Annotated in this window: 15 protein-coding genes; 9 read left to right on the forward strand and 6 right to left on the reverse strand. The window is 71.3% G+C overall.

Annotated elements, in window-relative coordinates; translation table 11 throughout:
* Window positions 1–58 precede the first annotated feature (58 nt).
* The 4 genes from BT341_RS24960 to BT341_RS24975 all read left to right on the forward strand — a co-directional run bounded on the left by BT341_RS24960 (window position 59) and on the right by BT341_RS24975 (window position 7,684).
* The gene (locus tag BT341_RS24960; RefSeq protein WP_072482168.1) at window positions 59–1,054 is read left to right on the forward strand and encodes a LacI family DNA-binding transcriptional regulator; all 996 of its coding nucleotides are present in this window, start codon (window positions 59–61) and stop codon (window positions 1,052–1,054) included.
* Between the two features lie 321 nt (window positions 1,055–1,375).
* On the forward strand, window positions 1,376–4,303 hold the full coding sequence (locus tag BT341_RS24965; RefSeq protein WP_072478586.1) for a glycoside hydrolase family 48 protein: 2,928 nt from the start codon (window positions 1,376–1,378) through the stop codon (window positions 4,301–4,303).
* A 10-nt stretch (window positions 4,304–4,313) separates the two neighbouring features.
* Window positions 4,314–5,840, forward strand: a complete 1,527-nt coding sequence (locus BT341_RS24970) for a cellulase family glycosylhydrolase (protein ID WP_072478587.1) — start codon at window positions 4,314–4,316, stop codon at window positions 5,838–5,840.
* 26 nt (window positions 5,841–5,866) lie between these two features.
* Complete coding sequence (locus tag BT341_RS24975; RefSeq protein ID WP_177328891.1) at window positions 5,867–7,684, forward strand: glycoside hydrolase family 6 protein; 1,818 nt, start codon at window positions 5,867–5,869, stop codon at window positions 7,682–7,684.
* A gap of 66 nt (window positions 7,685–7,750) precedes the next feature.
* Here BT341_RS24975 and BT341_RS24980 read toward each other — a convergent pair whose 3' ends face one another.
* Window positions 7,751–8,278: a GNAT family N-acetyltransferase gene (locus BT341_RS24980; protein WP_245805093.1), complete on the reverse strand. Its 528-nt coding sequence runs from the start codon at window positions 8,276–8,278 to the stop codon at window positions 7,751–7,753.
* Window positions 8,279–8,395: 117 nt separating this feature from the next.
* On the reverse strand, window positions 8,396–9,667 hold the full coding sequence (locus tag BT341_RS24985; protein ID WP_072478589.1) for an ABC transporter substrate-binding protein: 1,272 nt from the start codon (window positions 9,665–9,667) through the stop codon (window positions 8,396–8,398).
* Between the two features lie 149 nt (window positions 9,668–9,816).
* On the opposite strand from BT341_RS24985, the gene BT341_RS46695 reads away from it, so the two are divergent.
* Window positions 9,817–11,178: a LacI family DNA-binding transcriptional regulator gene (locus tag BT341_RS46695; protein ID WP_245805094.1), complete on the forward strand. Its 1,362-nt coding sequence runs from the start codon at window positions 9,817–9,819 to the stop codon at window positions 11,176–11,178.
* A 47-nt stretch (window positions 11,179–11,225) separates the two neighbouring features.
* On the opposite strand, the gene BT341_RS25000 is transcribed toward BT341_RS46695, so the two are convergent.
* Window positions 11,226–12,317, reverse strand: coding sequence for a lytic polysaccharide monooxygenase (locus BT341_RS25000; protein WP_072478590.1), 1,092 nt, complete (start codon window positions 12,315–12,317; stop codon window positions 11,226–11,228).
* Between the two features lie 156 nt (window positions 12,318–12,473).
* Here BT341_RS25000 and BT341_RS25005 point away from each other — a divergent pair, with 156 nt between their 5' ends.
* Together BT341_RS25005 and mgrA are read left to right on the forward strand one after the other, a co-directional pair.
* On the forward strand, window positions 12,474–13,667 hold the full coding sequence (locus BT341_RS25005) for an AGE family epimerase/isomerase (RefSeq protein WP_072478591.1): 1,194 nt from the start codon (window positions 12,474–12,476) through the stop codon (window positions 13,665–13,667).
* Between the two features lie 32 nt (window positions 13,668–13,699).
* Entirely contained in the window at window positions 13,700–14,695 is a 996-nt protein-coding gene (gene mgrA / locus BT341_RS25010; protein ID WP_072478592.1) for an L-glyceraldehyde 3-phosphate reductase, read from the forward strand.
* A 4-nt stretch (window positions 14,696–14,699) separates the two neighbouring features.
* On the opposite strand, the gene BT341_RS25015 is transcribed toward mgrA, so the two are convergent.
* Complete coding sequence (locus BT341_RS25015) at window positions 14,700–15,845, reverse strand: cellulose-binding domain-containing protein (RefSeq protein WP_072478593.1); 1,146 nt, start codon at window positions 15,843–15,845, stop codon at window positions 14,700–14,702.
* Between the two features lie 421 nt (window positions 15,846–16,266).
* Here BT341_RS25015 and BT341_RS25020 point away from each other — a divergent pair, with 421 nt between their 5' ends.
* The gene (locus tag BT341_RS25020; protein WP_072478594.1) at window positions 16,267–17,766 is read left to right on the forward strand and encodes a cellulase family glycosylhydrolase; all 1,500 of its coding nucleotides are present in this window, start codon (window positions 16,267–16,269) and stop codon (window positions 17,764–17,766) included.
* 52 nt (window positions 17,767–17,818) lie between these two features.
* Here the strand turns inward: BT341_RS25020 and BT341_RS25025 are convergent, their stop codons facing one another.
* Complete coding sequence (locus BT341_RS25025) at window positions 17,819–20,527, reverse strand: cellulose binding domain-containing protein (protein WP_281256005.1); 2,709 nt, start codon at window positions 20,525–20,527, stop codon at window positions 17,819–17,821.
* Window positions 20,528–20,813: 286 nt separating this feature from the next.
* Here BT341_RS25025 and BT341_RS25030 point away from each other — a divergent pair, with 286 nt between their 5' ends.
* Window positions 20,814–22,214 carry a sugar porter family MFS transporter gene (locus BT341_RS25030; protein ID WP_177328892.1) on the forward strand — a complete coding sequence of 467 codons (1,401 nt, stop codon included), beginning with the start codon at window positions 20,814–20,816 and terminating at the stop codon, window positions 22,212–22,214.
* Between the two features lie 50 nt (window positions 22,215–22,264).
* On the opposite strand, the gene BT341_RS25035 is transcribed toward BT341_RS25030, so the two are convergent.
* A complete protein-coding gene (locus BT341_RS25035) occupies window positions 22,265–23,119 on the reverse strand; it encodes a TIGR03619 family F420-dependent LLM class oxidoreductase (RefSeq protein ID WP_072478597.1) in 855 nt (284 codons plus the stop codon).
* Window positions 23,120–23,197: the final 78 nt, after the last annotated feature.

Here is a 23,197-nt window from a genome sequence, read left to right on the forward strand (position 1 = left end):
TGTGGTGAGCGAGGGCGGTACCGTGGGGCCTCGAGCAGGGGATGAAGAGCGGCCGACGCTGGAGGATGTCGCGGCGTTCGCCGGCGTGTCTCGGTCGACGGCGTCGCGCGCGCTGAACGACGACGCGTACGTCAGCGCGGCGGCGCGCGAGAAGGTCCTCGCCGCGGCCCGTGACCTGGGCTATTCCCCGAACCAGGCGGCGCGGTCGCTGGTCACCCGCCGCACCGGCGCGGTCGCCGTCGTGCTGTCGGAGCCGGAGGCCCGGCTGCTCGACGACCCGTACCGGACCGCGGTCATGCGGGCCGGCTACCGCGAGCTGGCCGACGTCGGCCGCCAGATGGTGCTGATCTTCTCCGACACGCGCGAGGACCTCGGCAAGACCGTCCGGTTCCTCGAAGGCGGCCACGTCGACGGCGCGCTGGTGTTCGCGCCGCACCGCGCCGACCCGCTCCCCAAGGCGCTGCGGCTGCTGCGCATCCCGGTCGTGTTCGGCGGCCAGGCGGCCGGCATCCGCCGCGGCGTGCACGTCGTCGACTTCGACAACGAGGGCGGTGCCCGCCTGGCGGTGGAGCACCTGGTCGCGGCCGGGCGGCGGCGGATCGGCACGATCGCCGGGCCGCAGGACCAGAGCGCCCCGATCGACCGGCTCGCCGGGTGGCGCAAGACGCTGCTCGACGCCGGGCTCGACCCCGACGGCCTGGCCGAAGAGGCCGACTTCACGCTGGCGGGCGGGGCGAACGCGATGTCCGCGCTGCTGAGCCGCCACCCGGACCTCGACGCGGTGTTCGTCGCCAGCGACATGATGGCGGTGGGCGCGCTGCGCACCCTGGACGCGGCGGGCCGCCGCATCCCCGAAGACGTCGCGGTGGTCAGCTTCGACGACAACGCGACGCTGGCCCCGGCCATGGACCCGCCGCTGACGTCGGTCCACCAGGATCCGCGCGAGCAGGTCCACGCCATGGTCGAGACGCTGATGCAGCTGCTCGAGGACCAGAGCCTGAAGCCGCGGCAGCAGATACTGCCGGTCTCGCTGGCGGTCCGCGCCTCGAGCTGACCCGCGGGCCCGGACGCTCGACACGACTTTTCCGTCGCGAGCGTTCTTGACCCAGATGTACGCCAATGGCGCTAAACGGCGTTCTCTGCGTACCCATCGTGAGCGTGGCGCTGCACCATTCGAGTGAACTGCCGACGATCGGGTGGGGCTGTTCAGGACCGTTCAGTTCGGCGTCGCTCGCCACGCGCTCCGGTGTGACGTCCGCAGCCGCGGTGTCCTTCTGACTCGATTCTTTACATCCAGGTTTCAAGCTGGCTACCGTCTGCGCCTGGAAGCGCTCCCAGATCGCTGGCTCCCTACGGACAAAGGAGTTCCGCAGCCATGCGTTCCTCTCCCCGAATGCGCCGGTTGCGCGGCCGCACGCTCGCACTGGCCACGGCCGTGCTGGCGGGCACCGCCGCATTGGTCGCCCCACCGCCGGCGCTCGGCGCCGACATCGCCTGTTCCGTCACCTACACCACCAACGACTGGGACACCGGGTTCACCGCCAACGTCTCGCTGCGCAACGACGGCGCGCCGCTCGACAGCTGGAAGGTCGGCTGGACGTTCCTCGACGGCCAGAAGGTCCAGCAGGGCTGGAGCGCCACCTTCGCCCAGAGCGGCGCCGCGGTCACCGCGTCGAACATGCCGTGGAACGGCCACCTCGACACCGGTGCCAGCACGTCCTTCGGCTTCAACGGCTCGAAGGGCACCGCCAACCGCCCGCCGACGGACTTCTCCGTCAACGGCACCGCGTGCACCGGGGCCAACAAGGCGCCGACGGTGAGCCTCACCGCCCCCAGCCCGACCGGCACCTACTACGCCCCGGCCACCATCCCGCTCGCCGCCACGGCCGCCGACTCCGACGGCACGGTGAGCAAGGTCGAGTTCTACGCCGGTGACACGCTGCTGGCCACCGACACGTCCGCGCCCTTCGAGGGCAGCTGGGCCAACGTCCCGGCCGGGACCTACTCGATCACGGCGAAGGCCTACGACAACAAGAACGCGTCGACCACCTCCAGCCCGGTCACCGTGAAGGTCCTGTCCGGGCCGACGATCGTCGCCTCCCCGGCGACCGCGCAGGTCAAGCAGGGCGGCACGACGACGTTCGGCGTCACCCTCGCCGGTGCCCCGTCCGCACCGGTGACCGTGGCGATCGCGCGCACCGCGGGCAGCACGGACCTGACCGCGACGCCGGCCAGCCTGACGTTCACCCCGGCCAACTGGAACGTGGCGCAGAACGTCACGGTCGCCAGTGCCGACAACGGGGGAGACCTGGGCAGCGCGACCTTCACCGCGAGCAGCAGCGGCTACACCGCGGCCACGGTGACGGTCAGCGAGATCTCGTCGTCCACTTCGGACTACCAGCTCGCGTTCCTCACCCAGTACAACAAGATCAAGGACCCGAACAACGGCTACTTCCGGAAGTTCGGCAACATCCTGGTGCCCTACCACTCGATCGAGACGCTGATGGTCGAGGCGCCGGACTACGGCCACGAGACGACGTCGGAGGCGTTCAGCTACTACCTCTGGCTCGAAGCGGCCTACGGGCGGGTGACCGGTGACTGGTCGCCGTTCAACCAGGCGTGGACGTCGATCGAGACGTACGCGATCCCGTCGGCGGCGGACCAGCCGGGCAACAGCGGCTACAACGCCAGCAAGCCCGCCACCTACGCGGCCGAGTACCCGAGCCCGAAGTCGTACCCGTCGCAGCTGCAGTCGGGCGTGTCCGTCGGCAGCGACCCGATCGCGGCGGAGCTCAAGGCGGCCTACGGCTCATCGGACGTCTACGGCATGCACTGGCTGCTCGACGTGGACAACATCTACAAGTTCGGGCACTGCGAAGACGGCACGAACACCGCGCCCGCGTTCATCAACACCTTCCAGCGCGGCTCCCAGGAATCGGTCTGGGAGACGGTGACGCAGCCGAGCTGTGACGTGATGAAGTTCGGCGGCAAGAACGGCTACCTCGACCTGTTCACCGGCGACTCCTCCTACGCCAAGCAGTGGAAGTACACCGACGCGCCCGACGCGGACGCCCGCGCCGTGCAGGTGGCCTTCCAGGCGGAGAAGTGGGCGGCGGCGCAGGGCAAGAGCGCCGACGTCTCGGCCGTGGTGAAGAAGGCGTCGAAGATGGGCGACTACCTCCGGTACTCGCTGTTCGACAAGTACTTCAAGAAGATCGGCAACTGCGTCGGCGCGTCGAGCTGCGCGGCCGGCACCGGCAAGGACAGCGAGCACTACCTCATCTCGTGGTACTACGCGTGGGGCGGGTCGATGGACTCCGCCAGCCCGTGGGCCTGGCGGATCGGGGACGGCGCGGCCCACCAGGGCTACCAGAACCCCCTGGCCGCGTACGCGCTGTCGACCGACCCGGGCCTGAAGGTCACCTCGGCGACCGGTGCCCAGGACTGGGCCACCAGCCTCGGCAGGCAGATGGAGTTCCTGCAGTGGCTGCAGTCCTCCGAAGGCGGTCTCGCCGGTGGCGCGACCAACAGCTGGGACGGCCAGTACGGCACCCCGCCCGCCGGCACGCCGACGTTCTACGGGATGTTCTACGACTGGCAGCCGGTCTGGCACGACCCGCCGAGCAACCAGTGGTTCGGCTTCCAGACCTGGGGCATGGAACGGATCGCCGAGTACTACCAGGCGACCGGCGACGCCCGGGCGAAGAAGATCCTCGACAAGTGGGTCCCGTGGGCCATCGCGGGCACCACGGTCGGCACGGGCGGCTCGTTCCGGATCCCGTCCGACCTGACCTGGAGCGGCGCGCCGGACACCTGGAACGCCACCAGCCCCGGGGCGAACACCGGCCTGCACGTCACGGTGAAGAACTACAGCCAGGACGTCGGGGTCGCGGCTTCGCTGGCCAAGACGCTGCTCTACTACGCGGCGGGGTCGAACAACGCCCAGGCGAAGACGGTCGGGGAGCAGCTGCTGACGGCGCTGTCGGCGAACGCGGACAGCAAGGGCATCGCGGTGCCGGAGACCCGGTCGGACTACAACCGGTTCGACGACACCTACGACGCCACCACGGACCAGGGGCTGTACGTGCCCCCGGGCTGGACCGGCACGATGCCGAACGGCGACGCGATCAACTCCGGCTCGTCGTTCCTGTCCATCCGGTCGTTCTACAAGAACGATCCCGACTGGCCGAAGGTGCAGTCCTACCTGAACGGCGGCGCCGCGCCGACGTTCACCTACCACCGGTTCTGGGCGCAGTCGGAGATCGCCACGGCGTTCGCCGCGCACGTCGCCCTGTTCGGCTGAAAGGCACCCGATGAAGCGACTGCTTTCCCTGGTGGTCGCCGCACTGGCCGGGGGCGCCGTACTCACGGCGTCCCCGGCCGCCGCGGCCTCGCCCACCGCAACGGGAACCGGCACCGGCTATTGGCACGCGGTCGGCTCCCAGCTCGTCGACGCGACCGGGGCACCGGTCCGGATGACCGGCGTCAACTGGTTCGGCGCCGAAACCGGCAACTACTCGCCGCACGGCCTGTGGAGCCGCAACTACAAGGACATGCTCGACCAGATGGCGAGCCTCGGCTACAACACGCTGCGGCTGCCCTACTCCAACCAGCTGTTCGACCCCGGCGTCAAGCCGACGAGCATCGACGCCGTCCAGAACCCGGACCTGCAGGGGCTGTCCGGGCTGCAGGTGCTGGACAAGATCATCGGCTACGCCGGCACCAAGGGCATGCGCGTGATCCTCGACCAGCACCGGCCGGACTCCGGCGCGCAGTCCCCGCTCTGGTACACCAGCGCGTACCCGGAAAGCCGCTGGCTGTCGGACTGGACGATGCTCGCCCAGCACTACAAGGGCAACCCGACGGTGATCGGCGCCGACCTGCACAACGAGCCGCACTCGATCCAGGGTGGCGGGGGAGCGTGCTGGGGCTGCGGGGACACCGCGACCGACTGGCGCCTGGCCGCCGAACGCGGCGGCAACGCCGTCCTGGCCGCCAACCCGGACTGGCTGATCATCGTCGAGGGCGTCGACTGCGTCAGCGGCACCGGCGACCCGCAGTGCGGCTGGTGGGGCGGCAACCTCTCCGGGGCCAAGCAGTTCCCGGTGCGGCTGTCCAAGCCGGAAAAGCTGGTGTACTCGGCGCACGAGTACGCGACGTCGGTGTTCGCCCAGCCGTGGTTCTCCGACCCGTCCTTCCCGGCGAACCTGCCGGCGTTGTGGGACCACTTCTTCGGCTACCTGCAGAAGCAGAACATCGCGCCGGTGCTGCTCGGCGAGTTCGGCACCACGCTCGCCGACCCGCGCGACAAGACGTGGCTGCAGGAGCTGATGAAGTACACCGGCACCGGGCCGACCGGGATGAGCTTCACGTACTGGTCGTGGAACCCCAACTCCGGTGACACCGGCGGCATCCTCAACGACGACTGGACGACGGTCAACCAGGCCAAGCAGGCCATCCTGCAGCCCTACCTGATCCCGCCGGTCGGCTCGGGCGGGGGCGGCACGACCGACCCGCCGCCCGCGGTGAGCTGCGCGGTCACCTACCACGTCGACAACGCGTGGCAGGGCGGGTTCGTCGCCTCCGTGACGCTCAAGAACACCGGGACCTCGCCGCTGAAGAGCTGGGCGCTCGGCTGGACCGAGCCGTCCGGCACGCAGATCACCAGCGGCTGGAACGCGACGGTGACCCAGTCCGGGCAGCAGGCGACGGCCAAGGCGCCGTCGTGGGCGCCCGACCTGGCCGGCGGCGCTTCGGTGTCCATCGGCTTCCAGGCGACCGGCTCGTCTTCCGGCAGCCCCACCGGCTTCGCCGTCGGTGCCACCGCCTGCACGTCCTGACCCGACAACACGAAGGAGCACACTCGATGAGGAGTGAATTCTGGTCCCCGAAGAGGAAGACGCGGCTCGCCGTGGCTTCCTCGGTGACGGCCGCCGCGGTCGTCTCGGGGCTCCTGGTGGCCGGCGGGAGCCCGGCGACCGCCGCCACCGGCTGCAAGGTGACCTACACGGTCAACCAGTGGGACACCGGGTTCACCGCGAACATCGCGGTGACCAACCTCGGCGACAGCGTGTCGTCGTGGAACGTCGAATGGGACTTCGCCGGCAACCAGCAGGTGCAGCAGGGCTGGAGCGCCACGTTCACCCAGACCGGCAAGCACGTGAGCGCGAAGAACCCGTCCTGGGGCGGCACGCTCGGCACGAACGCGTCGGCGAGCTTCGGCTTCAACGGCTCGTACTCGGGCACGAACGCCGTCCCGACGTCGTTCTCGCTCAACGGTGTCCACTGCGACGGCACCACGGGCGGCCCGACCACGACGCCGACGACCCCGACCACGCCGACGACCCCCACGACCCCGACCACGCCGACCACGCCCACGACCCCGACCACGCCGACCCAGCCGGGGACGCACGTGGACAACCCGTACGCGGGCGCCAAGGGGTACGTGAACCCGGACTGGTCGGCCGAGGTCAGCTCGGCGGCCGCGGCCAAGGGCGGCACCCTGGGCGCGCAGATGGCCAAGGTGGCGAACACCTCGACCGCGGTGTGGCTCGACCGGATCGCCGCGATCGCCGGCACCACGGACTCGCGCGGCCTGCGCGGGCACCTCGACGCCGCGCTGGCGCAGGCGAGCGGCGGCACGCCGGTGACCATCCAGATCGTCGTCTACGACCTGCCCAACCGCGACTGCGCGGCGCTGGCGTCCAACGGTGAGCTGAAGGTCTCGCAGAACGGCCTGGCCCGGTACAAGAGCGAGTACATCGACCCGATCGCGTCGATCCTGGCCGACCCGAAGTACGCGCCGCTGCGGATCGTGGCGGTCGTCGAGCCGGACTCGCTGCCGAACCTGATCACGAACACTTCGATGGCGACGTGCGCGGAGGCGCAGTCCAGCGGGGCGTACGTGCAGGGCATCCAGTACGCGCTGAACAAGCTGCACGCGATCTCCAACGTCTACAACTACCTGGACATCGCGCACTCGGCGTGGCTGGGCTGGGACAGCAACTTCGGTCCCTTCGTCAACCTGGTCAAGCAGATGCTGCAGGGCACGACGGCCGGGGTGAACAGCGTCGACGGCTTCATCAGCGACACGGCGAACTACACCCCGCTCACCGAGCCGAACCTGCCGGACCCGAACCTCACGGTCGGCGGGCAGCAGCTGAAGTCGGCGACGTTCTACCAGTGGAACCCGTACTTCGCCGAGGTGCCGTTCGCCACGGCGATGTACAACGCGTTCGTCGCCGCCGGCCTGCCGAGCAGCATCGGCATGCTGGTCGACACCTCGCGCAACGGCTGGGGCGGCTCGGCCCGGCCCACCGGCGCGTCGGGGTCCACTGTGGACGCCTACGTCAACTCGGGGCGGATCGACCGGCGGCTGCACCGCGGCAACTGGTGCAACCAGAGCGGCGCGGGCCTCGGCGAGCGGCCGACGGCCAGCCCGGCGGCGCACTTCGACGCCTACGTCTGGATCAAGCCGCCGGGTGAGTCCGACGGCGCGAGCCAGCAGATCCCGAACGACGAAGGCAAGGGTTTCGACCAGATGTGCGACCCGACCTTCCACGGCACCCAGCAGGCCAACGGCGGCAACCTGACCGGTGCGCTGCCGAACGCCCCGCTGTCGGGCAAGTGGTTCGAGGCCCAGTTCGAGGAGCTGGTCCAGAACGCCTACCCGCCGGTGCAGTAAGACCCCCGGGCCGGGCGGTGCCGCACAGCCGCCGCCCGGCCCGGGTTCCCACTCTTCGCGAAGTTCCTAGAGGTCCTTGCGGAAGGACAGCCGGTCCAGTCCCGGCCCGTCGTAGTCGGGCTGGACCGGCAGTCCGCCGAACTCCTTCGGCCCCGGTTCGGTGACGAACCCCAGCCGGGTGTGGAAGGCGTGCGAAGCCTTGTTCACCGGTGACGTGATCGCCCGGACGGTGGTCCGCCCGTGCGCCCGGCTGTAGGCGAAGAACCGCTCGTACAGGGCGGCGGCGAGGCCCTTGCCGCGCTCGGCGGGATCGACGCCGACGAAGTGGATGTAGCTCTCGGCCGGCCGCGACGGCGAGAGGAACCCGATCAGGAACGCGACGACGCGGTCGTCGTCGCCGGTCACCAGGAAGCTGCTGCCGGTGAAGTGCTGGAACATCAGCTTCGGCAGCAGCAGGGCCCGCTGGCGCGAGCCTTCTTCGCCGCCGAGGCCGCCCCACCAGGCATCGAGCACGGCGAGGACCGGCAGGTGGTCGTCCGGGCCGGGATGGCGGACGGAGTGGCCCGCCAGCGGGGACAGATCAGGAGTCGTCACCGGGCCAGCGTGCCGCACCACGGGTGCGGCGCGCGAGCCGGTTTCCGCCGCGGTCACCTCACGGACAGGAGTTCCCCAGTGCGCTGCCCCCTTGCCCGCGGACCGGCCGCCCGCCGGTCACGGCACCACCCGGTGCACCCCGATCAGCACCTGCTGCCAGACGGCGCCCGGGTCGGCGCCGTGCTCGACCGACTTGAGCGCCGGCGCGATCACCGTCTCCTGGATCTTCCCGTCGCCCGGGCCCTTGTACTGCGGTTTCCCGACCTTGCGGGCCTGCGCGACGAAGACCTGCCCGCTCAGCGCGCCGCCGAAGTAGCCGTTCATCTCGCTGAGCAGGTCCGCGGAGGTGAAGGCGTCGACCTGGCTGGGGAAGTTGCCGCTCACCCGGAAGGCGTGCAGCTGCTGCTCGGGCGCGGTCAGCCAGGCGGCGAGCGCGGCGGCTTCCCGCTGGTGCGGGCTCGCGGCGGGCACGGCGAGGTAGGAGCCGCCCCAGTTTCCGCCGCCGTCGGGGAAGGCGTCGGTGATCGCCCACTTGCCCGCGTTGGCCGGCCCGGCCTGCTGTTCGATGATGCCGAGCATCCACGACGGACAGACCTTCGTCGCGAAAGCGCCGGTGCGCAGCCCGTTGTTGCCGTCGTCGGCGAAGGCGGTGAGCCCGGCCGACTGCCCCTGCCTGACGGCGGTGGTGACCTGGTCCCACGCGGCCTTGAGCGCGGTGTTCGTCTCGAGCGTCGGGTGGTCCTGGCGGTCGAGGTAGCCGACCGGAAGCTGGTTGACCATGGCGTTGAAGTTCTGCGCCGCGGAGTCGAACCACGCCTTCCCGTGCGTGCGCTTGACGTACTTGTCGCCCGCCGCGAAGTAGCTGTCCCAGGTGGCGAACATCGTCTTCACCGAGCCGGGATCGGTCGGCAGGCCGGCCGCCTCGAGGAGGTCCTTGCGGTAGCACATGGCGAGCGGGCCGATGTCGGTGCCGTAGCCCACCAGCTTGCCGTCCTTGCTGCGGCCCGCCTCGTACTTCCATTCCAGCCACCGGCCGGGCTTCACGTCGGCCGGCCCGACCTTGGCCAGGTCGGCGAACTTGTCCGACTGGGCGAGGACGTCGGCGAGGTGGCCTTCCTCGACGGCCTGGATGTCGGCGAGTCCCTGGCCGTTCTGCAGCTTGCCCAGCAGGTCCTGGTGGTACGGGCCGCCCTGCTCGGTCCGCACCTGCCGGACGGTGATGCCGGGGTGGGTGAACTCGTAGCCGGGGATCAGGTCGTCGTAGCCGAACTGGCCGAACGTCGCCAGGGTGAGCGTGATGTGCTCGGGGGTGGCGGGACCGCAGCCGCCGGTCAGGACGAGCAGGACGGCGGCGGCGACGAAGGCCAGCCGTCTTCGGATCAGCCTCATGTCAGCGCACTCCCCGTTCGCGATTCACTCCCTCGTGAATGGGAGCGCTCCCGGGGGGAGTCTTGTTTCCGGGTGCGGCGGGTGTCAAGGTGCGCGACGGCGGGTGCCCGGCCGGACACGGACGGGCTCTCCCGGGCGGAAGGGGTGCGATGAAGCGTCCGACGATCACCGACATCGCGCGGCAGGCCGGCGTGTCCAAGGGCGCGGTGTCGTACGCGCTGAACGGCCGCCCGGGCGTGTCGGAGGCGACCCGGCACCGGATCACGGAGATCGCCCGCGAGCTGGGCTGGTCCCCGAGCAGCACGGCGAGAGCCCTGTCGGGCGGCCGCGCCGGGGCGATCGGCCTGGTGGCCGGCAGGCCGGACGTGCTGGCGGTCGAGCCGTTCCTGACGGCGTTGCTCGAAGGAGTGGAGCGCGAGCTGGTGCTGCGGGTGGTCCGCGGACCCGAGGCGGAGCTGGCCGTGTACCGCCGCTGGCGGGCCGAGCGCAGGGTCGACGGCGTGCTGCTGGCGGGCCCGGAGTGCGCGGGCGAGCTGCCCGGGATCGGCCTCCCGGCAGTGGTGCTGGGCGGCCCCCCGGAGTGCCGCGAAGTGCCGTCGGTGTGGATGGACGACACGGCGGCGGCCGACGAGGTGCTGAGGTACCTGACGGCACTGGGCCACCGCCGGGTGGTGCGCCTGGCGGGCCCGGCGGTGCTGGCCGACCCGCGGGTGCGGGAGGAAGCGTTCCGGACGGCGGCGGCGCGGCTGGGGTTGACGGAGGTCCGGACTGTCCACACAGGACCGGCGCCGCTTCCGGCGGCGGTGACAGTTCACCCGCCAGGGGGAGAGGTGGTCAGGTACCCGACGGTCGCCGCCGCGGCGGCGGGATACCGGGCGGAGATGGCGACGGGGTTCGGCCGCTCGGGCGGGATGACCGGGAGAAACTCGGGCCCGGCGGCGGATGCGGGGAGCGCGGGCCACCGAAGCTCGGCCGGGCCGGCTGGTCGCCGGGGCGAACCCGGCGCGGGATTCGGCCGTGCCGGCGAGGTTACCGGTTACCGGCGCGGCAGTGTGGCGTCAGCCGGTCACCGAGCCGGTCGCGGCGCAGCCGCGATCACCGCTCACCCCGGCGAGCCCGCCGCCCCGCGGCTCGCTCCCACCGTCCATTCCGGCCACACCACCCACGCGGCCGAAACCGGCGCCGGAGTGGTGCGGCAGCTCCTCACCGGCCCGCAACCACCCACCGCGGTCCTGTGCGACACCGACACGCTCGCCGTCGCCGCGCTGGTCGTCGCGCGGGAACTCGGGCTTGCCGTGCCGCGGGATCTCTCCGTCGTCTCCTGGGACGACTCCGATCTCTGCCGTCTCGTGCGGCCCGCGCTCTCCGCCGTCCGGCGGCCGCTCGCCGAACTCGGCGGGCTTGCCGCGTCGATGCTGCGGGACCTCATCGCCGGCGAAGACGTCGGTGACGTCTGTGCGTCGCGGCCCCGGCTGATCACGCGGGGCAGCACCGGGCGCGCCCGCTCCTGACCTCTGTGGAGGCCCCGCCGGCGCGGCGGGGCCTCCACAAGCGACAGTCAGGTTCCCTGGCAGGTCACCGCCGGCTGGGCCGGGTTGGCCCCCGGCGCGTTGACCACCAGACCGAACGTCGTCTGCCCGTCCGGCGCGATCCGGCCGTTCCAGTCCGCGTTGCGGACGGTCACCGCCGAACCCGACTGGCTCAGCGTGCCGTTCCAGACGCTGCCGATCGTCTGGCCCGACGGCAGCGTCCAGCCCACCTGCCAGCCGTTGTACGCCGTCGTGCCGTGGTTCATCACCGTCACCGTCGCCTGGTAGCCGCCGCTCCACGCGTTGGTCACCTCGTACATCGCCATGCACGAGCCCGCGGGGGTCGTCGGCGTCGTCGGGGTGGTGGGCGTGGTCGGCGTCGTGGGCGTGGTCGGGGTCGTGGTCGTCGTGCCGCCGGAGCCCTTCACGCCGGTGACCTCGCCGTGCCCGCCGTCGAACGTCACGTCCGAGCAGCCGTAGAACGTTTCGGTGCTGTCGGAGCGCTTCCACACCGAATAGATGATGTGCCGGCCCGACTTGTTCGACGGCAGCGCGCCGCTCCACTTGTACTGCCCGTCGACCGTGCCCACCTGGCCGGTCACCGGCGGGTGGTCCACCGTCAGGAACGGCTGGTCCTCCAGCTCGTCCCAGGTGAGCGGCTTCGAGGGGTCCCAGCCGTCCTTCGTCACGTACGTGTAGAACCAGCCCGGGTGGGCGGCCCACGCGTTGTAGGAGAAGTCGAACGTGGCCCCGGCCGTGAGGTGGGTCAGCGGCCAGTCGCCGACCTGGTCGAACCCGGCGTAGTTCGCGTTGCCGCCCGAGCAGAGCTTGCCGTCGGGGATGAAGCCGCGGGTGCGGCCGGCGCCGTCGGAGCGCAGCACGGCGAACCAGTTGTACAGCGAGTTGGCGCCGCTGGTGGCCACCGCGGCCGCGCAGGCCGGGTTCTGCGGGATGATCTGGCCGGTCGAGCTGAGCCCGTCCTCCCAGCACAGGAACGTCCGGCTCCCCGGTTTCATCATCGCGCCGTGCGCCTCGGCCGTGCCGGTGTCGAGCAGGACGGCTGTCAAGCTCGCCAGCAGCACGGTGACGGCGGCGAGGATCGTACTTCGTCTCCTGGTCACGTCAGTCCCTTCGTCGGGTAGCGTGCGTCGAAGACTGGGAGCGCTCTCACGATCAGGATACGCGGTGGGGGTCACTTCCGGAACATCCCGCGGTGACCGGCGGGTGCGTCGTGGCCTACGTTGGGCGGGGCCGTCGATCTACCGGAAAGGCCGAGAGTGGACAGTCCGTCATCGGTGCCCGCCTGGGTGCGCGCCGAACCCGCCCGGCTGCTCGGTTTCGCCGCCCGCGCGGCGCACCCGGGCGGCGGTTTCGCCTGGCTCGACGACGCCGGGCGGCCGGTGCTCGACCGGCCGGTCGAAACGTGGATCACCTGCCGCATGACGCACGTCTTCGCGCTGGCGTCCCGGCAAGGCGCGGCCGCGGGGGAGCAGGTCGCCCACGGCGTCGCGGCCCTGAAGGGCTTGCTGCGCGACGCGCAACACGGCGGCTGGTACGCCTCGACAACGTTGTCGGAGAAGCGCGCGTACGAGCACGCCTTCGTCGTCCTGGCGGCGGCGAGCGCGGCCGCGGCGGGCGCCGAAGGGGCCGAGTCCCTGCTCGCCGAGGCCCTCGACGTCGTGGAACGCCGGTTCTGGGAGCCCGGCCCCGGCCGCGTCGCCGACGTCTGGGACCGCGGCTGGACGCGCCTGGAGGACTACCGCGGCGCCAACGCCAACATGCACACCGTGGAGGCGTTCCTGGCCGCCGCCGACGTCACCGGCGACCGGCGGTGGGCCACCCGCGCGCTGTCCATTGTGGACCACCTGGTGCACGGCGAAGCCCGCGCGCACGGCTGGCTGCTCCCCGAGCACTACGACGCCGGCTGGCACGTGCGGCCGGAGTACAACCGGGACGAGCCCGCCCACCCGTTCCGGCCGTTCGGCGCGACCATCGGCCACCTCTTCGAATGGGCACGCCTGGCCGTGCACCTCAAGCGTGCGCTCGGCGCGGAGGCGCCGGGCTGGCTGGTACCGGACGCGGCCGCGCTCTTCGCGACGGCGGCCCGCGACGGCTGGGCCGTCGACGGCAAGCCGGGATTCGTCTACACCACCGACTTCGCCGGTGTCCCGGTCGTGCGCACCCGCCTGCACTGGGTGGTGGCGGAGGCGATCGCCGCCGCGTGGACGCTGCACCAGGAGACCGGCGACCCGGCCTACCTCGCCCGGTTCGAGGAGTGGTGCGCCCACGCCGAAACCTGTTTCGTCGACCGCGAACTCGGGTCGTGGCACCACGAGCTGGACCCGGAGAACCGTCCCGCGAAGACGGTCTGGGCGGGCAAACCGGACATCTACCACGCCTACCAGGCGACGCTGCTGCCGAGCCTGCCCCCGGCGGCGTCGTTCGCCGGTGCCCTGTTCCCGCGCCGCTAGACTGCCCGCCACCGTTCCGGACAAGGAGAACCATGTCGCCTTTCGCCGCCGCCGATGACCGGTACGCGGGCATGCCGTACCGGCGGGCCGGGCGCAGCGGGCTGCAGCTGCCGGCCGTGTCGCTGGGCCTGTGGCACAACTTCGGGGACGACAAGCCCCTCGACGTCCAGCGCGCGGTGCTGCGCCGCGCGTTCGACCTCGGCGTGACGCACTTCGACCTGGCCAACAACTACGGCCCGCCCCCCGGCGCGGCCGAGGCGAACTTCGGGCGGCACTTCGCCGCCGACTTCCGCCCGTACCGCGACGAGATCCTCGTGTCCTCCAAGGCGGGCTACCTGATGTGGGACGGCCCGTACGGCGAGTGGGGCTCCCGCAAGAACCTGCTGGCCAGCCTCGACCAGAGCCTCCGCCGCACCGGGCTGGACCACTTCGACGTCTTCTACTCCCACCGCCCGGACCCGCAGACGCCGATCGAAGAGACGATGGGCGCCCTCGACACGGCCGTCCGCTCCGGAAAGGCGCTCTACGCGGGCATCTCGAACTACTCGCCGGAGCAGACCCGGGCCGCGATCGCGGCACTGCGGGAACTCGGCACGCCGCTGCTGATCCACCAGCCGTCGTACTCGATCCTGAACCGCTGGGTCGAGGACGGCCTCCTGGACACCCTCGACGACTACGGCGTCGGTTCGATCGCGTACTCGCCGCTGAGCCAAGGCCTGCTGACCGACCGCTACCTCGACGGCATCCCGGCCGGATCGCGCGCGGCGGGCGCCAGCCCGTTCCTCACCGCCGACCGGATCACCGAGGAGACGCTGACGACCGTCCGGGCGCTGAACGACGTCGCCAAGCGGCGCGGCCAGTCACTGGCCCAGCTGGCCATCGCCTGGGTGCTGCGCCGGGGCCGCGTCACGTCCGCGCTGATCGGGGCCAGCAGCGTCGCACAGCTCGAAAACACCGTCGCGGCCACCGCGAACCTCGAGTTCACCGACGACGAGCTGGCCGAGATCGACCGGATCACCGCCCGGTAGCCCGTCAGCAGCCGATCCGCGAGCCGCCGACGGCCACGTCGTCGAACCACAGCGTGTCGGCGTCGCCGCCGTAGCTTTCCCAGCCGAGCCGCAGGTCGGTCACCGATGGGTGCCAGGCGCGGGCGAGCCACTGCTGGTCGATGTCGGGGGTGGGCACGCCGTCGACGACGAGCCCGGGCACCTCGGCGGAGCCGAGCCAGGTCCGCAGGTGCCCGGCGGCGCCGTCGAGGGCGAATTCGAAGCAGGACCAGGTGCCGGTCGGCAGCGGAACGCTCTGGGCCACGCCGGCCGGGCTCTGCGCCGGCAGCGTCGCGTCGTCGGATTCGCGGTTCCACTGCAGCGCCCGGTTCTGCCCGCCGGCACGCAGGTCGCGGCCGCCGTCGGCGCTGTCGCGCATGGCCATGAACGTGACGTGCCCGGCGGGCAGCGGCGTCGTGTGGCGGACCCAGAACCGGCCGTAGAGCACGCCGGAGCCGGACACGCTCGTGCCGAAGAACGCGTGGTTGCAGTAGCCGCCCCCGCCGGCGACCTTCACCGAGCGGCTGCCGGAGTGCGCGACCGTCCCGTCGACGGTGACGGTGCCCGTCCCCGTGCAGTTCGCCGCGCCCACGGTCCACAGCCCGGACGGCGTGGTGCCGGTCTGCCCCTCGAAGTCGTCGCAGATCGTCGCGCCCGCACAGCCCGCGGGCGGGGTCGTGGGCGTCGTCGGGGTGGTCGGGGTGGTCGGGGTGATCGTCACCGGGGGAGCGGGGTCGCCGCACGTGACGCCGTTGAGCGCGAAGTCGGTGGGGGCGGGGTTGGTCCCGCCGTAGGTGCCCTGGAGGCCGAACGAGACGGTGCCGCCGGCGGGCAGCGCGGCGTTGTAGGGCACGCTTTCCGCGGTGACGGCGGTCCCGGACTGGCGGACGGTGGCGTTCCAGGCCGACGTGACGGACTGGGTGCCGGCGTAGTGCCAGGTGAGGCTCCACGAGGAGAGCGCGGTGGCGCCGTTGGTCACCGAGATCTCGGCGGTGAAGCCGGTCTGCCACTGGTTGACGTGGTAGCCGATTTCGCAGGCGGGCGCGGCGGCGGCCGGACCCGCGACGACGACCGCGCTCGTGCCCGCGGCGGCGAGGCAGAGGGCGGCGAGAGCGCCGGCGAACCTGTTCATGGGGCCTCCCGGGGCGCGGACAGGGGCGCCGCGGTCACCCGCGGCGCCCCTGGGTGGTGGCCGCGTTCTGACGAGGCGACCTGGCATGGGAGCGCTTCCAGCCGCCGGAAACGTAACCCCGGTGTGTCGCTGTTGTAAAGCGCGACCCGGTCGTGACCCGATCCGGTGGTCCGTTTTCCGCAGCCTTGGCCGCGTGCGGCGCGTACTGAACGCTCCTGAACGGCCGAATCCGTTGGGTGGCAACCGGTCTCGGCGCTGCGCTGCGCCATCGGCCCGCGCGGGCGGATGCGCCCGTTGGAGTGGTTTCCGGAAATCCTCGCCGAAGATCGCCGCCGGGTTTACAGCGCCGGGGGCGCGGGGTACTGTCCACCGCTGCTGGGAGCGCTCTCACGGAGTTCCGTTCCGCACAAGGGAGTGATCGATGCGTTCCGGATCAGCACTGATCGGCGCCGCCGGCGTGTTCGCCGTCGCCGCCGCGACCACAGCGTTCAGCCTCGGCACGCCGTCGCCCGCCGCGGCGGCGACCGCCTGCGAAGTCGGCTACACGGTCAACGACTGGGGAAGCGGTTTCACCGCCAACCTCACCTTGAAGAACCTCGGGACGGCGCCGCTGTCCGGGTGGCAGATCAGCTACACCTACGCCGGGAACCAGCAGCTCCAACAGGGGTGGAACGCGACGTGGGCGCAGTCCGGCCACACCGTCACGGTCACCCCCGCCGGCTGGAACGGCACGATCGCGCCGAACGCGTCGGTCAGCGCCGGCGCGAACTTCGCCTACAGCGGGACCAACACGGCACCGGCGTCGTTCAGCGTGAACGGCGCCCCGTGCGGCGGCACGCCCCCGCCGACCACGACCCCCACCACGCCGACGACCCCGACCACGCCGACGACGACCCCGCCGCCCACGGGCGCGCCCGCGCTGCACGTTTCCGGCAACCGCCTGGCCGACTCCGCGGGCAACGCCGTCACCCTGCGCGGCGTGAACCGCTCGGGCGGCGAATTCGCCTGCGTGCAGGGCACCGGCCTCTTCGACGGCCCGATGGACGCCGCCTCGGTGGCCGCGATCAAGAGCTGGCACGCCAACGTCGTGCGCGTGCCGTTCAACGAGGACTGCTGGCTCGGCCTGCCGGACGTCAAGCCGGAGTACGCCGGCGCGACCTACCGCGCGGCGCTCAAGTCCTACGTGGACCTGTTGCACCAGAACGGCCTGGTCGCGATCCTCGACCTGCACTGGACCCACGGCGTCTACACGGGAAACTCCTCCGCGTGCAGTGACGTCGACGCCACCTGCCAGAAGCCGATGACCGACGCCGAGCACTCGGTGGACCTGTGGACGTCGGTCGCCGGCACGTTCAAGGGCGACGACGCCACGATCTTCGACCTGTTCAACGAGCCCTACCTCGACCGCGCGGTGTCCGGGTCGGCCCAGGCGTGGACGTGCTGGCGGGACGGCGGCTCCGCCTGCCCGGGCATCGGCTACCCGGTGGCCGGGATGCAGGCCCTGGTGAACGCGGTGCGCGCGACCGGCGCCACGAACGTGATCATGCTGGGCGGACTCGCGTACTCCAACGACCTGACCGGCTGGCTGCAGTACAAGCCCACCGACCCGGCAGGCAACCTGGTCGCGTCCTGGCACTCGTACAACTTCAACTCGTGCAGCTCGTCGTCGTGCTGGGACAGCCAGCTGGCGCCGGTCGCGGCGGCCGTCCCGCTGGTGGCCGGGGAGATCGGCGAGAACGACTGCGCGAGCGGGTACGTCACCGGCCTGATGGACTGGCTCGACCGGCACCAGGCGTCCTACCTCGGCTGGACGTGGAACACCTGGAACTGCAGCACCGGCCCGTCCCTGATCTCGGGCTACGACGGCACCCCGACGGCCTTCGGCGCGGGCATCCGCGCGCACTTCCTCGCCGCGGGCTGACCGCGGAGCCGCCGGAGGCGGGACGACGATGCCGTCCCGCCTCCGGCGGGGTTCAGCTCGTGGTGCAGGCCTTGCCGTTGAGCGAGATCGCGGCAGGCTTCCCGTTGGCGGCCCCGGAGGTGCCAGTGAAGCCGAACTCCGCGCTCCCGCCCGGGGCGATGGTCCGGTTCCAGCCCGCGTCGACCGCCGAGACCGCCGAGCCGGTCTGCGTCACCTGCGCGTTCCACGCCTGCGTCACGCGCTGGCCGTCGGCGAACGACCACGTCACCGTCCAGCCGGTGACCGCCGCCGTCCCGGTGTTCCCGACCTTCACCCCCGCCTGGAACCCGCCCTGCCACTGGTTCGTCACGGTGTAGACCGCGGTGCACGACGAAGACGGCGCCGGAGTCGTGGTGGTGGCCGGCGGCGTGGACGTCCCCGGCGAGGTGGTCGTCGTCTCCGGCGGTGGCTGGTCACCGCCGGACTCGCCCACGATCACGCCCCGCCCGTTCGTGCCGACGTACACCCGGCCGTAGACCCGCGGATCGCCGGTCAGGGCCGCCCCGATGTTGCCGTACTGGTGCTGGTCGTCGTTGATCCGCGTCCACGACCCGCCCGCGTCGTCCGACCGGAAGATCCCGCGCACCCCGCCGATCTTCGCGATCGTGTACAACGCCGGATACGTCCGGCCGGGAGCGGCCTTGCCGAACCCGATGTTGTCGGCTTCGGTGACCGCCGCCAGTCTCGTGAAGGACGCGCCGGAGTCGGTGGAGTGCCAGAGCCCGTACGTGGCACCGGATCCACCGGCCAGCCAGACGTCACCGGACACGCCCGGCATCGCCTTGAAGTGCGCCGATCCGCTGGGCAGCCCGGTGGCCGCCGTGGCCGTGAACGTCGCGCCGCCGTCGGTGCTGACGTAGAACCGGCCGGCCGCGAAGCCGTAGAACTTCTTCGGGTCGACGCGGTCGGCCTCGACGACCGCGCCGGCCGGGATGCCGCTCGACGCCGTCCACGACGAGCCGAACCCGGCCGAATAGCTGACGCCGGTGCCGTCCGGGCTCCACACGAACCGGCTGCCGTCGGCGGCCGCGGCGACCGTGCCGCCGGCGGCGTTCCCGCCCGGTTCCGCGCCCTGGAACCAGTTCTTCCCGCCGTCGGTGGAGAAGGCGATCCGGTTGTCATCGGGCCGGGCCGACCGGTCGAGCGTGCCGACGCGCACGATCGTGGCCGGGCTCAGCTCGGCGTAGTCGAGGCTGGTCGTCGTCGTGAACACCGGCTGGGTGTACATGCCGGCCGGGACGGCGTCGAGGCTGTCGTGCCGGAAACCGCCGATGTCGCCGAGGCCGGACAGCAGCGGCGCGCCGGAGGGCGGGCTGATCAGGTCCAGCACCGCGGTCTCCTCGAGGCCCGCGACGACCGGCTTGATGGTGATCTTGCCGCCGCTGTCCCACTTGGTGAGGTCGGACGCGCCGTAGATCGTCGCGCCGGTGCCGTAGAGCAGGTGGTTCGAGTCGAACGGATCGATCTCCACCGACTCGGTCATCCAGCCGAGCTTCGGCGAGGGCACCGGGGGAGCGGCCTGGACGCCGAAGTTCAGCCACGGCACCGCGGAGATGTCCTGCGTGTAGCGCAGTGACCGGTCGGGGTAGCTCGAGAAGTCCCAGATCCGCGTCCAGGTGGCGCCGCCGTCGGTGCTGCGGAAGAAGATCACGTCCGGCCACCACGACACCTGCGTCGCGACCATCAGCGTGTTCGGGTGCTGCCGGTCGATCGTCAGCCCGCTGTAGCCGAAGTAGTCGTCGGAGCTGCCGGAGGGGATGGGGCTGATCCGGGTCCACGCGCCGGTCTTCGTGCTGTACTTCCAGACGTCGCCCTTCGCGCCGTCGTACGGTCCGCCCGTGTCGCTGGTGGCCAGGTAGAGGTAGCCGCCGGCCGGGTCGAGCACGCCCTTGTGCGCCAGGAATCCGGTGGGCTGGCCGGCCAGCCGCGCCCACGTCGTGCCGCCGTCGGTGCTGCGGTAGACGGTGTCCTGTTTGTCCGCGACGCCGACGTAGATGGTCTGGGTGGTGCTGCCGCGGGTGCCGGTCGAAGGGTCGAAGGTCACCCAGGTGACGCCTTCGTTGTCGCTGGAGTACCCGGTCGTGTCGCCGGGGTCGGGGGCGTAGTTGCCCGGGTTGGGGAAGCCCGCCACCTCGGCCCACGTCACCCCGGAGTCCGTGCTGCGCCAGAGGCCTTTGCCGCTCGGCGCGCCGAGGTAGAGGACGCTGTCGCGGTTCGGGTCGATGGCGAGCCGTTCGCCCATCCCGCGGCCGGGCATGTTGCCGCCGAGCTTGAACGGCAGCGCGGCCGCCTGCCACGTGGCGCCGCGGTCGGCCGAACGCAGGATCGCGCCGGTGCCCGGGTCCCAGCTGTTGGTGTACATGCCGGCCGCGACGTAGACCCGGTTCGGGTCGACCGGGTCGGTGGCCAGGCTGACGACGCCGTTGTGGCCCCAGTCGGTCCAGCCGACCGAGTCCAGCAGCGGGATCCAGCGCCCGGTGGCGGGGTTCCAGCGGTAGGCGCCGCCGATGTCGGTGCGGGCGTAGACCAGGCCGGGTTCGGTCTGGTTGAAGACGATGCCGGGGACGAACCCGCCGCCGCCGATCTCCGCGTTGCGCCAACTGTACGGCGCCGGGGCGGCCGGCGACGCCGGTGCCGCGGCGACGGTGACCGCGATGGCCGCGGGGAAGACGAGAGCCAGCGTGCCCGCCAGCAGCCGTCTCGGGGAAAGCGTCGTTTTCACGTCTGCCTCCACTCGTTCTGGGAGCGCTTCCAGAAAACGGTAGCCCCGCGTCCGAAGCCTTGTAAACTCTCGCGGACCAGGCCAAACGCGTTCGACGATTTCGCCTGCGCGGACCGTCCACAATGGAAACCTTCGCTCCTTTGTGTACGACGTCGAGTCGCGTCACATATGTGAATGCCGATCAGGTTTCTGAATTGTTATCGACGACTGTCTTGCCCGGCTTTTTGCCGCGTGTGAGTGTGGTGGCCGCTGGCTGGACTGGACCTACGAAAGAGGCGACCCGGCAATGACCGATCCGTCACGGGCACTGACAGCCCCGGCGCGGCACATCAGCCGAACCACGTTGTACTTCTTCGGTGCGCTCGGCGGCATCCTGTTCGGTTACGACCTCGGCGTCATTTCCGGGGTGCTCCCGTTCATCGGGAAACTGTGGGCACTGACCAGCTGGGACAAGGGCGTGATCACCGCGAGCCTGTCGGTCGGTGCCATCGTCGGCGCGCTGTTCTCCAGCCGCACCAACGAAGCACTCGGCCGCCGCCGCACGATCATGGTCGCCGCGGCGATCGTCATCGTGGGCACGCTGGCGGCGAGCTTCTCGCCGACGTTCCTGCTGCTGGTGATTTCGCGGCTGGTCATCGGGCTCGGCATCGGGCTGTCGTCCTCGACCGTGCCGACGTACCTGTCCGAGCTGGCCCCGGCGCGGCTGCGGGGCGCGATGGGCGCGCTGAACCAGATCTTCATCGTGCTCGGCATCCTGATCGCGTTCCTGGTGAGCTACTGGCTCGGCCCGGTTTCGGCGTGGCGCTGGATGTTCGCCGGCGCGATCGTGCCCGCGGCGGTCCTGCTCGTGGGGCTGGTGTTCCTGCCGGAAACCCCGCGCTGGCTGGTGAAGAACGGCCGGGAGGAGGAAGCCCGGCGGGTGCTGGCGAGCGCGCACGGCAACACGGTGAACCTCGACGAGGAGATCGCGACGATCAACGAGGTCATCCGGCTCGACACCGAGCAGAAGCCGCGGCTGCGCGACCTCTTCTCCGGTTTCGTGCGGCCGATGCTGGTCGTGGCGCTGCTGCTCGCGATCGGCCAGCAGTTCAGCGGCGTCAACGCGATCAACGCGTACTTCCCGACGATGCTGATCGGGCTCGGCTTCGCCACGCAGGCGGCGCTGCTGTCCGGCGTGCTGCTGGGCGTGACGAAGTTCCTGTTCACCGCGTGGGTCGTGTTCGTGGTGGACCGCTGGGGCCGCAAGCCGCTGCTGCTGATCGGCAACGTCATCATGGTCCTCACGCTGGTCGCGGCCGGGCTGGTGGTGCTGAACGTCCACGACACCGGCACGCGCGGCATCCTGATGCTGGTGATGATGGTGCTCTACCTGGTCGGCTACGAGCTGGGCTGGGGCGCGGTGGTCTGGGTGATGATGTCCGAGGTGTTCCCGCTGAAGTTCCGCGCGGCGGGCATGGGCGTCAGCAGCGTGGTCCTCTGGGCGGCGACGGGCATCGTGAGCGCGGTGTTCCCGATCATCTCGGACCCGAAGTCGCTCGGCATCGGCGGTTCGATGTTCCTGTTCGCCGGCGTGAACGTGGTGCTGTTCGTGCTGACGAAGTGGCTGGTCCCGGAGACGAAGGGCCGCACGCTGGAACAGATCGAGCTCGACCTGCGGGCGCGGCAGGGGGTCGTGGCCAAGAGCTGACGTGGGCGTCGCTCACCGGCGGGGCGCGGGTTTCCCGCGTTCCGCCGGTTTCAGTGTGCGGTGACGCGGGTGAGCTTGCCGGCCAGCCGGCCGATCCACGCCTCGACTTCCTCCGGTGAACGGTCCGGGAGGCCGAAGATCGTCTCGGTCACGCCGAGGGAATCCAGGTGGGCCAGCCGGTCGGGGTCCGGTCGCTCGCCGAGCGCGCAGATCCGTGGCGCTCCCGGACGTCCTTCGGCCGCCCAGATCTCCTTCAGCAGCGCCACGTGCCCGTCGAGGTCGCTGTCCGCCGGGGTCGTCAGCCAGCCGTCGGCGTGGCGGGCGATCCAGCGGAACGTCTTCTCCGCCGGGCCCGCGCCCAGCAGCACCGGGATGTGCGGCTGGACCGGCTTCGGCCACGCCCAGCTCGGGCCGAACGACACGAACTCCCCGTCGTAGGAAGCCTCTTCCTGAGTCCACAGTGCACTCATCGCCTCGAGGTACTCGCGCAGCACCGTCCGGCGGCGGTGGCCCGGCACGCCGTGGTCGGTCAGCTCGTCGACGTTCCAGCCGAACCCCGCGCCGAGCGTCACCCGGCCGCCCGAGAGGTGGTCCAGGCTCGCGATCGTCTTGGCCAGCGTGATCGGGTCGCTTTCGACCGGCAGCGCCACCGCCGTGGACAGCCGGATCCGCGACGTCACCGCGGCCGCCGTCGCCAGGGCCACCCACGGGTCCAGCGTCCGGCTGTACCGGTCGTCGGGCAGCGACGCGTCACCGGTGCGCGGGTGCGGCGATACCCGCTTCACCGGGATGTGCGTGTGCTCGGGGACGTAGAACGTGGCGAACCCCGCGGCTTCCGCGGCGCGCGCCGCGGCCGCCGGGGTGATGCCCCGGTCGCTGGTGAACAGCACGATTCCGTAGTCCACGCGCCGAGCGTATTAGAACGTGTTTCAGTTTTCAAGGTCACCTCGTCGTCGCCGTGCGGGGTCGCTCGGCTACGATCC

Source organism: Amycolatopsis australiensis (assembly GCF_900119165.1).
Taxonomy (GTDB): Bacteria; Actinomycetota; Actinomycetes; order Mycobacteriales; family Pseudonocardiaceae; genus Amycolatopsis; species Amycolatopsis australiensis.

Excerpts from the sequence above, each read along its gene's own strand:
- BT341_RS25015 (WP_072478593.1), bottom strand. The coding sequence starts at position 15,845 with ATGAACAGGTTCGCCGGCGCTCTCGCCGCCCTCTGCCTCGCCGCCGCG.
- BT341_RS25030 (WP_177328892.1), top strand. The coding sequence starts at position 20,814 with ATGACCGATCCGTCACGGGCACTGACAGCCCCGGCGCGGCACATCAGC.
- BT341_RS24985 (WP_072478589.1), bottom strand. The coding sequence starts at position 9,667 with ATGAGGCTGATCCGAAGACGGCTGGCCTTCGTCGCCGCCGCCGTCCTG.
- mgrA (WP_072478592.1), top strand. The coding sequence starts at position 13,700 with ATGTCGCCTTTCGCCGCCGCCGATGACCGGTACGCGGGCATGCCGTAC.
- BT341_RS24965 (WP_072478586.1), top strand. The coding sequence starts at position 1,376 with ATGCGTTCCTCTCCCCGAATGCGCCGGTTGCGCGGCCGCACGCTCGCA.
- BT341_RS25020 (WP_072478594.1), top strand. The coding sequence starts at position 16,267 with ATGCGTTCCGGATCAGCACTGATCGGCGCCGCCGGCGTGTTCGCCGTC.
- BT341_RS46695 (WP_245805094.1), top strand. The coding sequence starts at position 9,817 with ATGAAGCGTCCGACGATCACCGACATCGCGCGGCAGGCCGGCGTGTCC.
- BT341_RS24970 (WP_072478587.1), top strand. The coding sequence starts at position 4,314 with ATGAAGCGACTGCTTTCCCTGGTGGTCGCCGCACTGGCCGGGGGCGCC.
- BT341_RS24975 (WP_177328891.1), top strand. The coding sequence starts at position 5,867 with ATGAGGAGTGAATTCTGGTCCCCGAAGAGGAAGACGCGGCTCGCCGTG.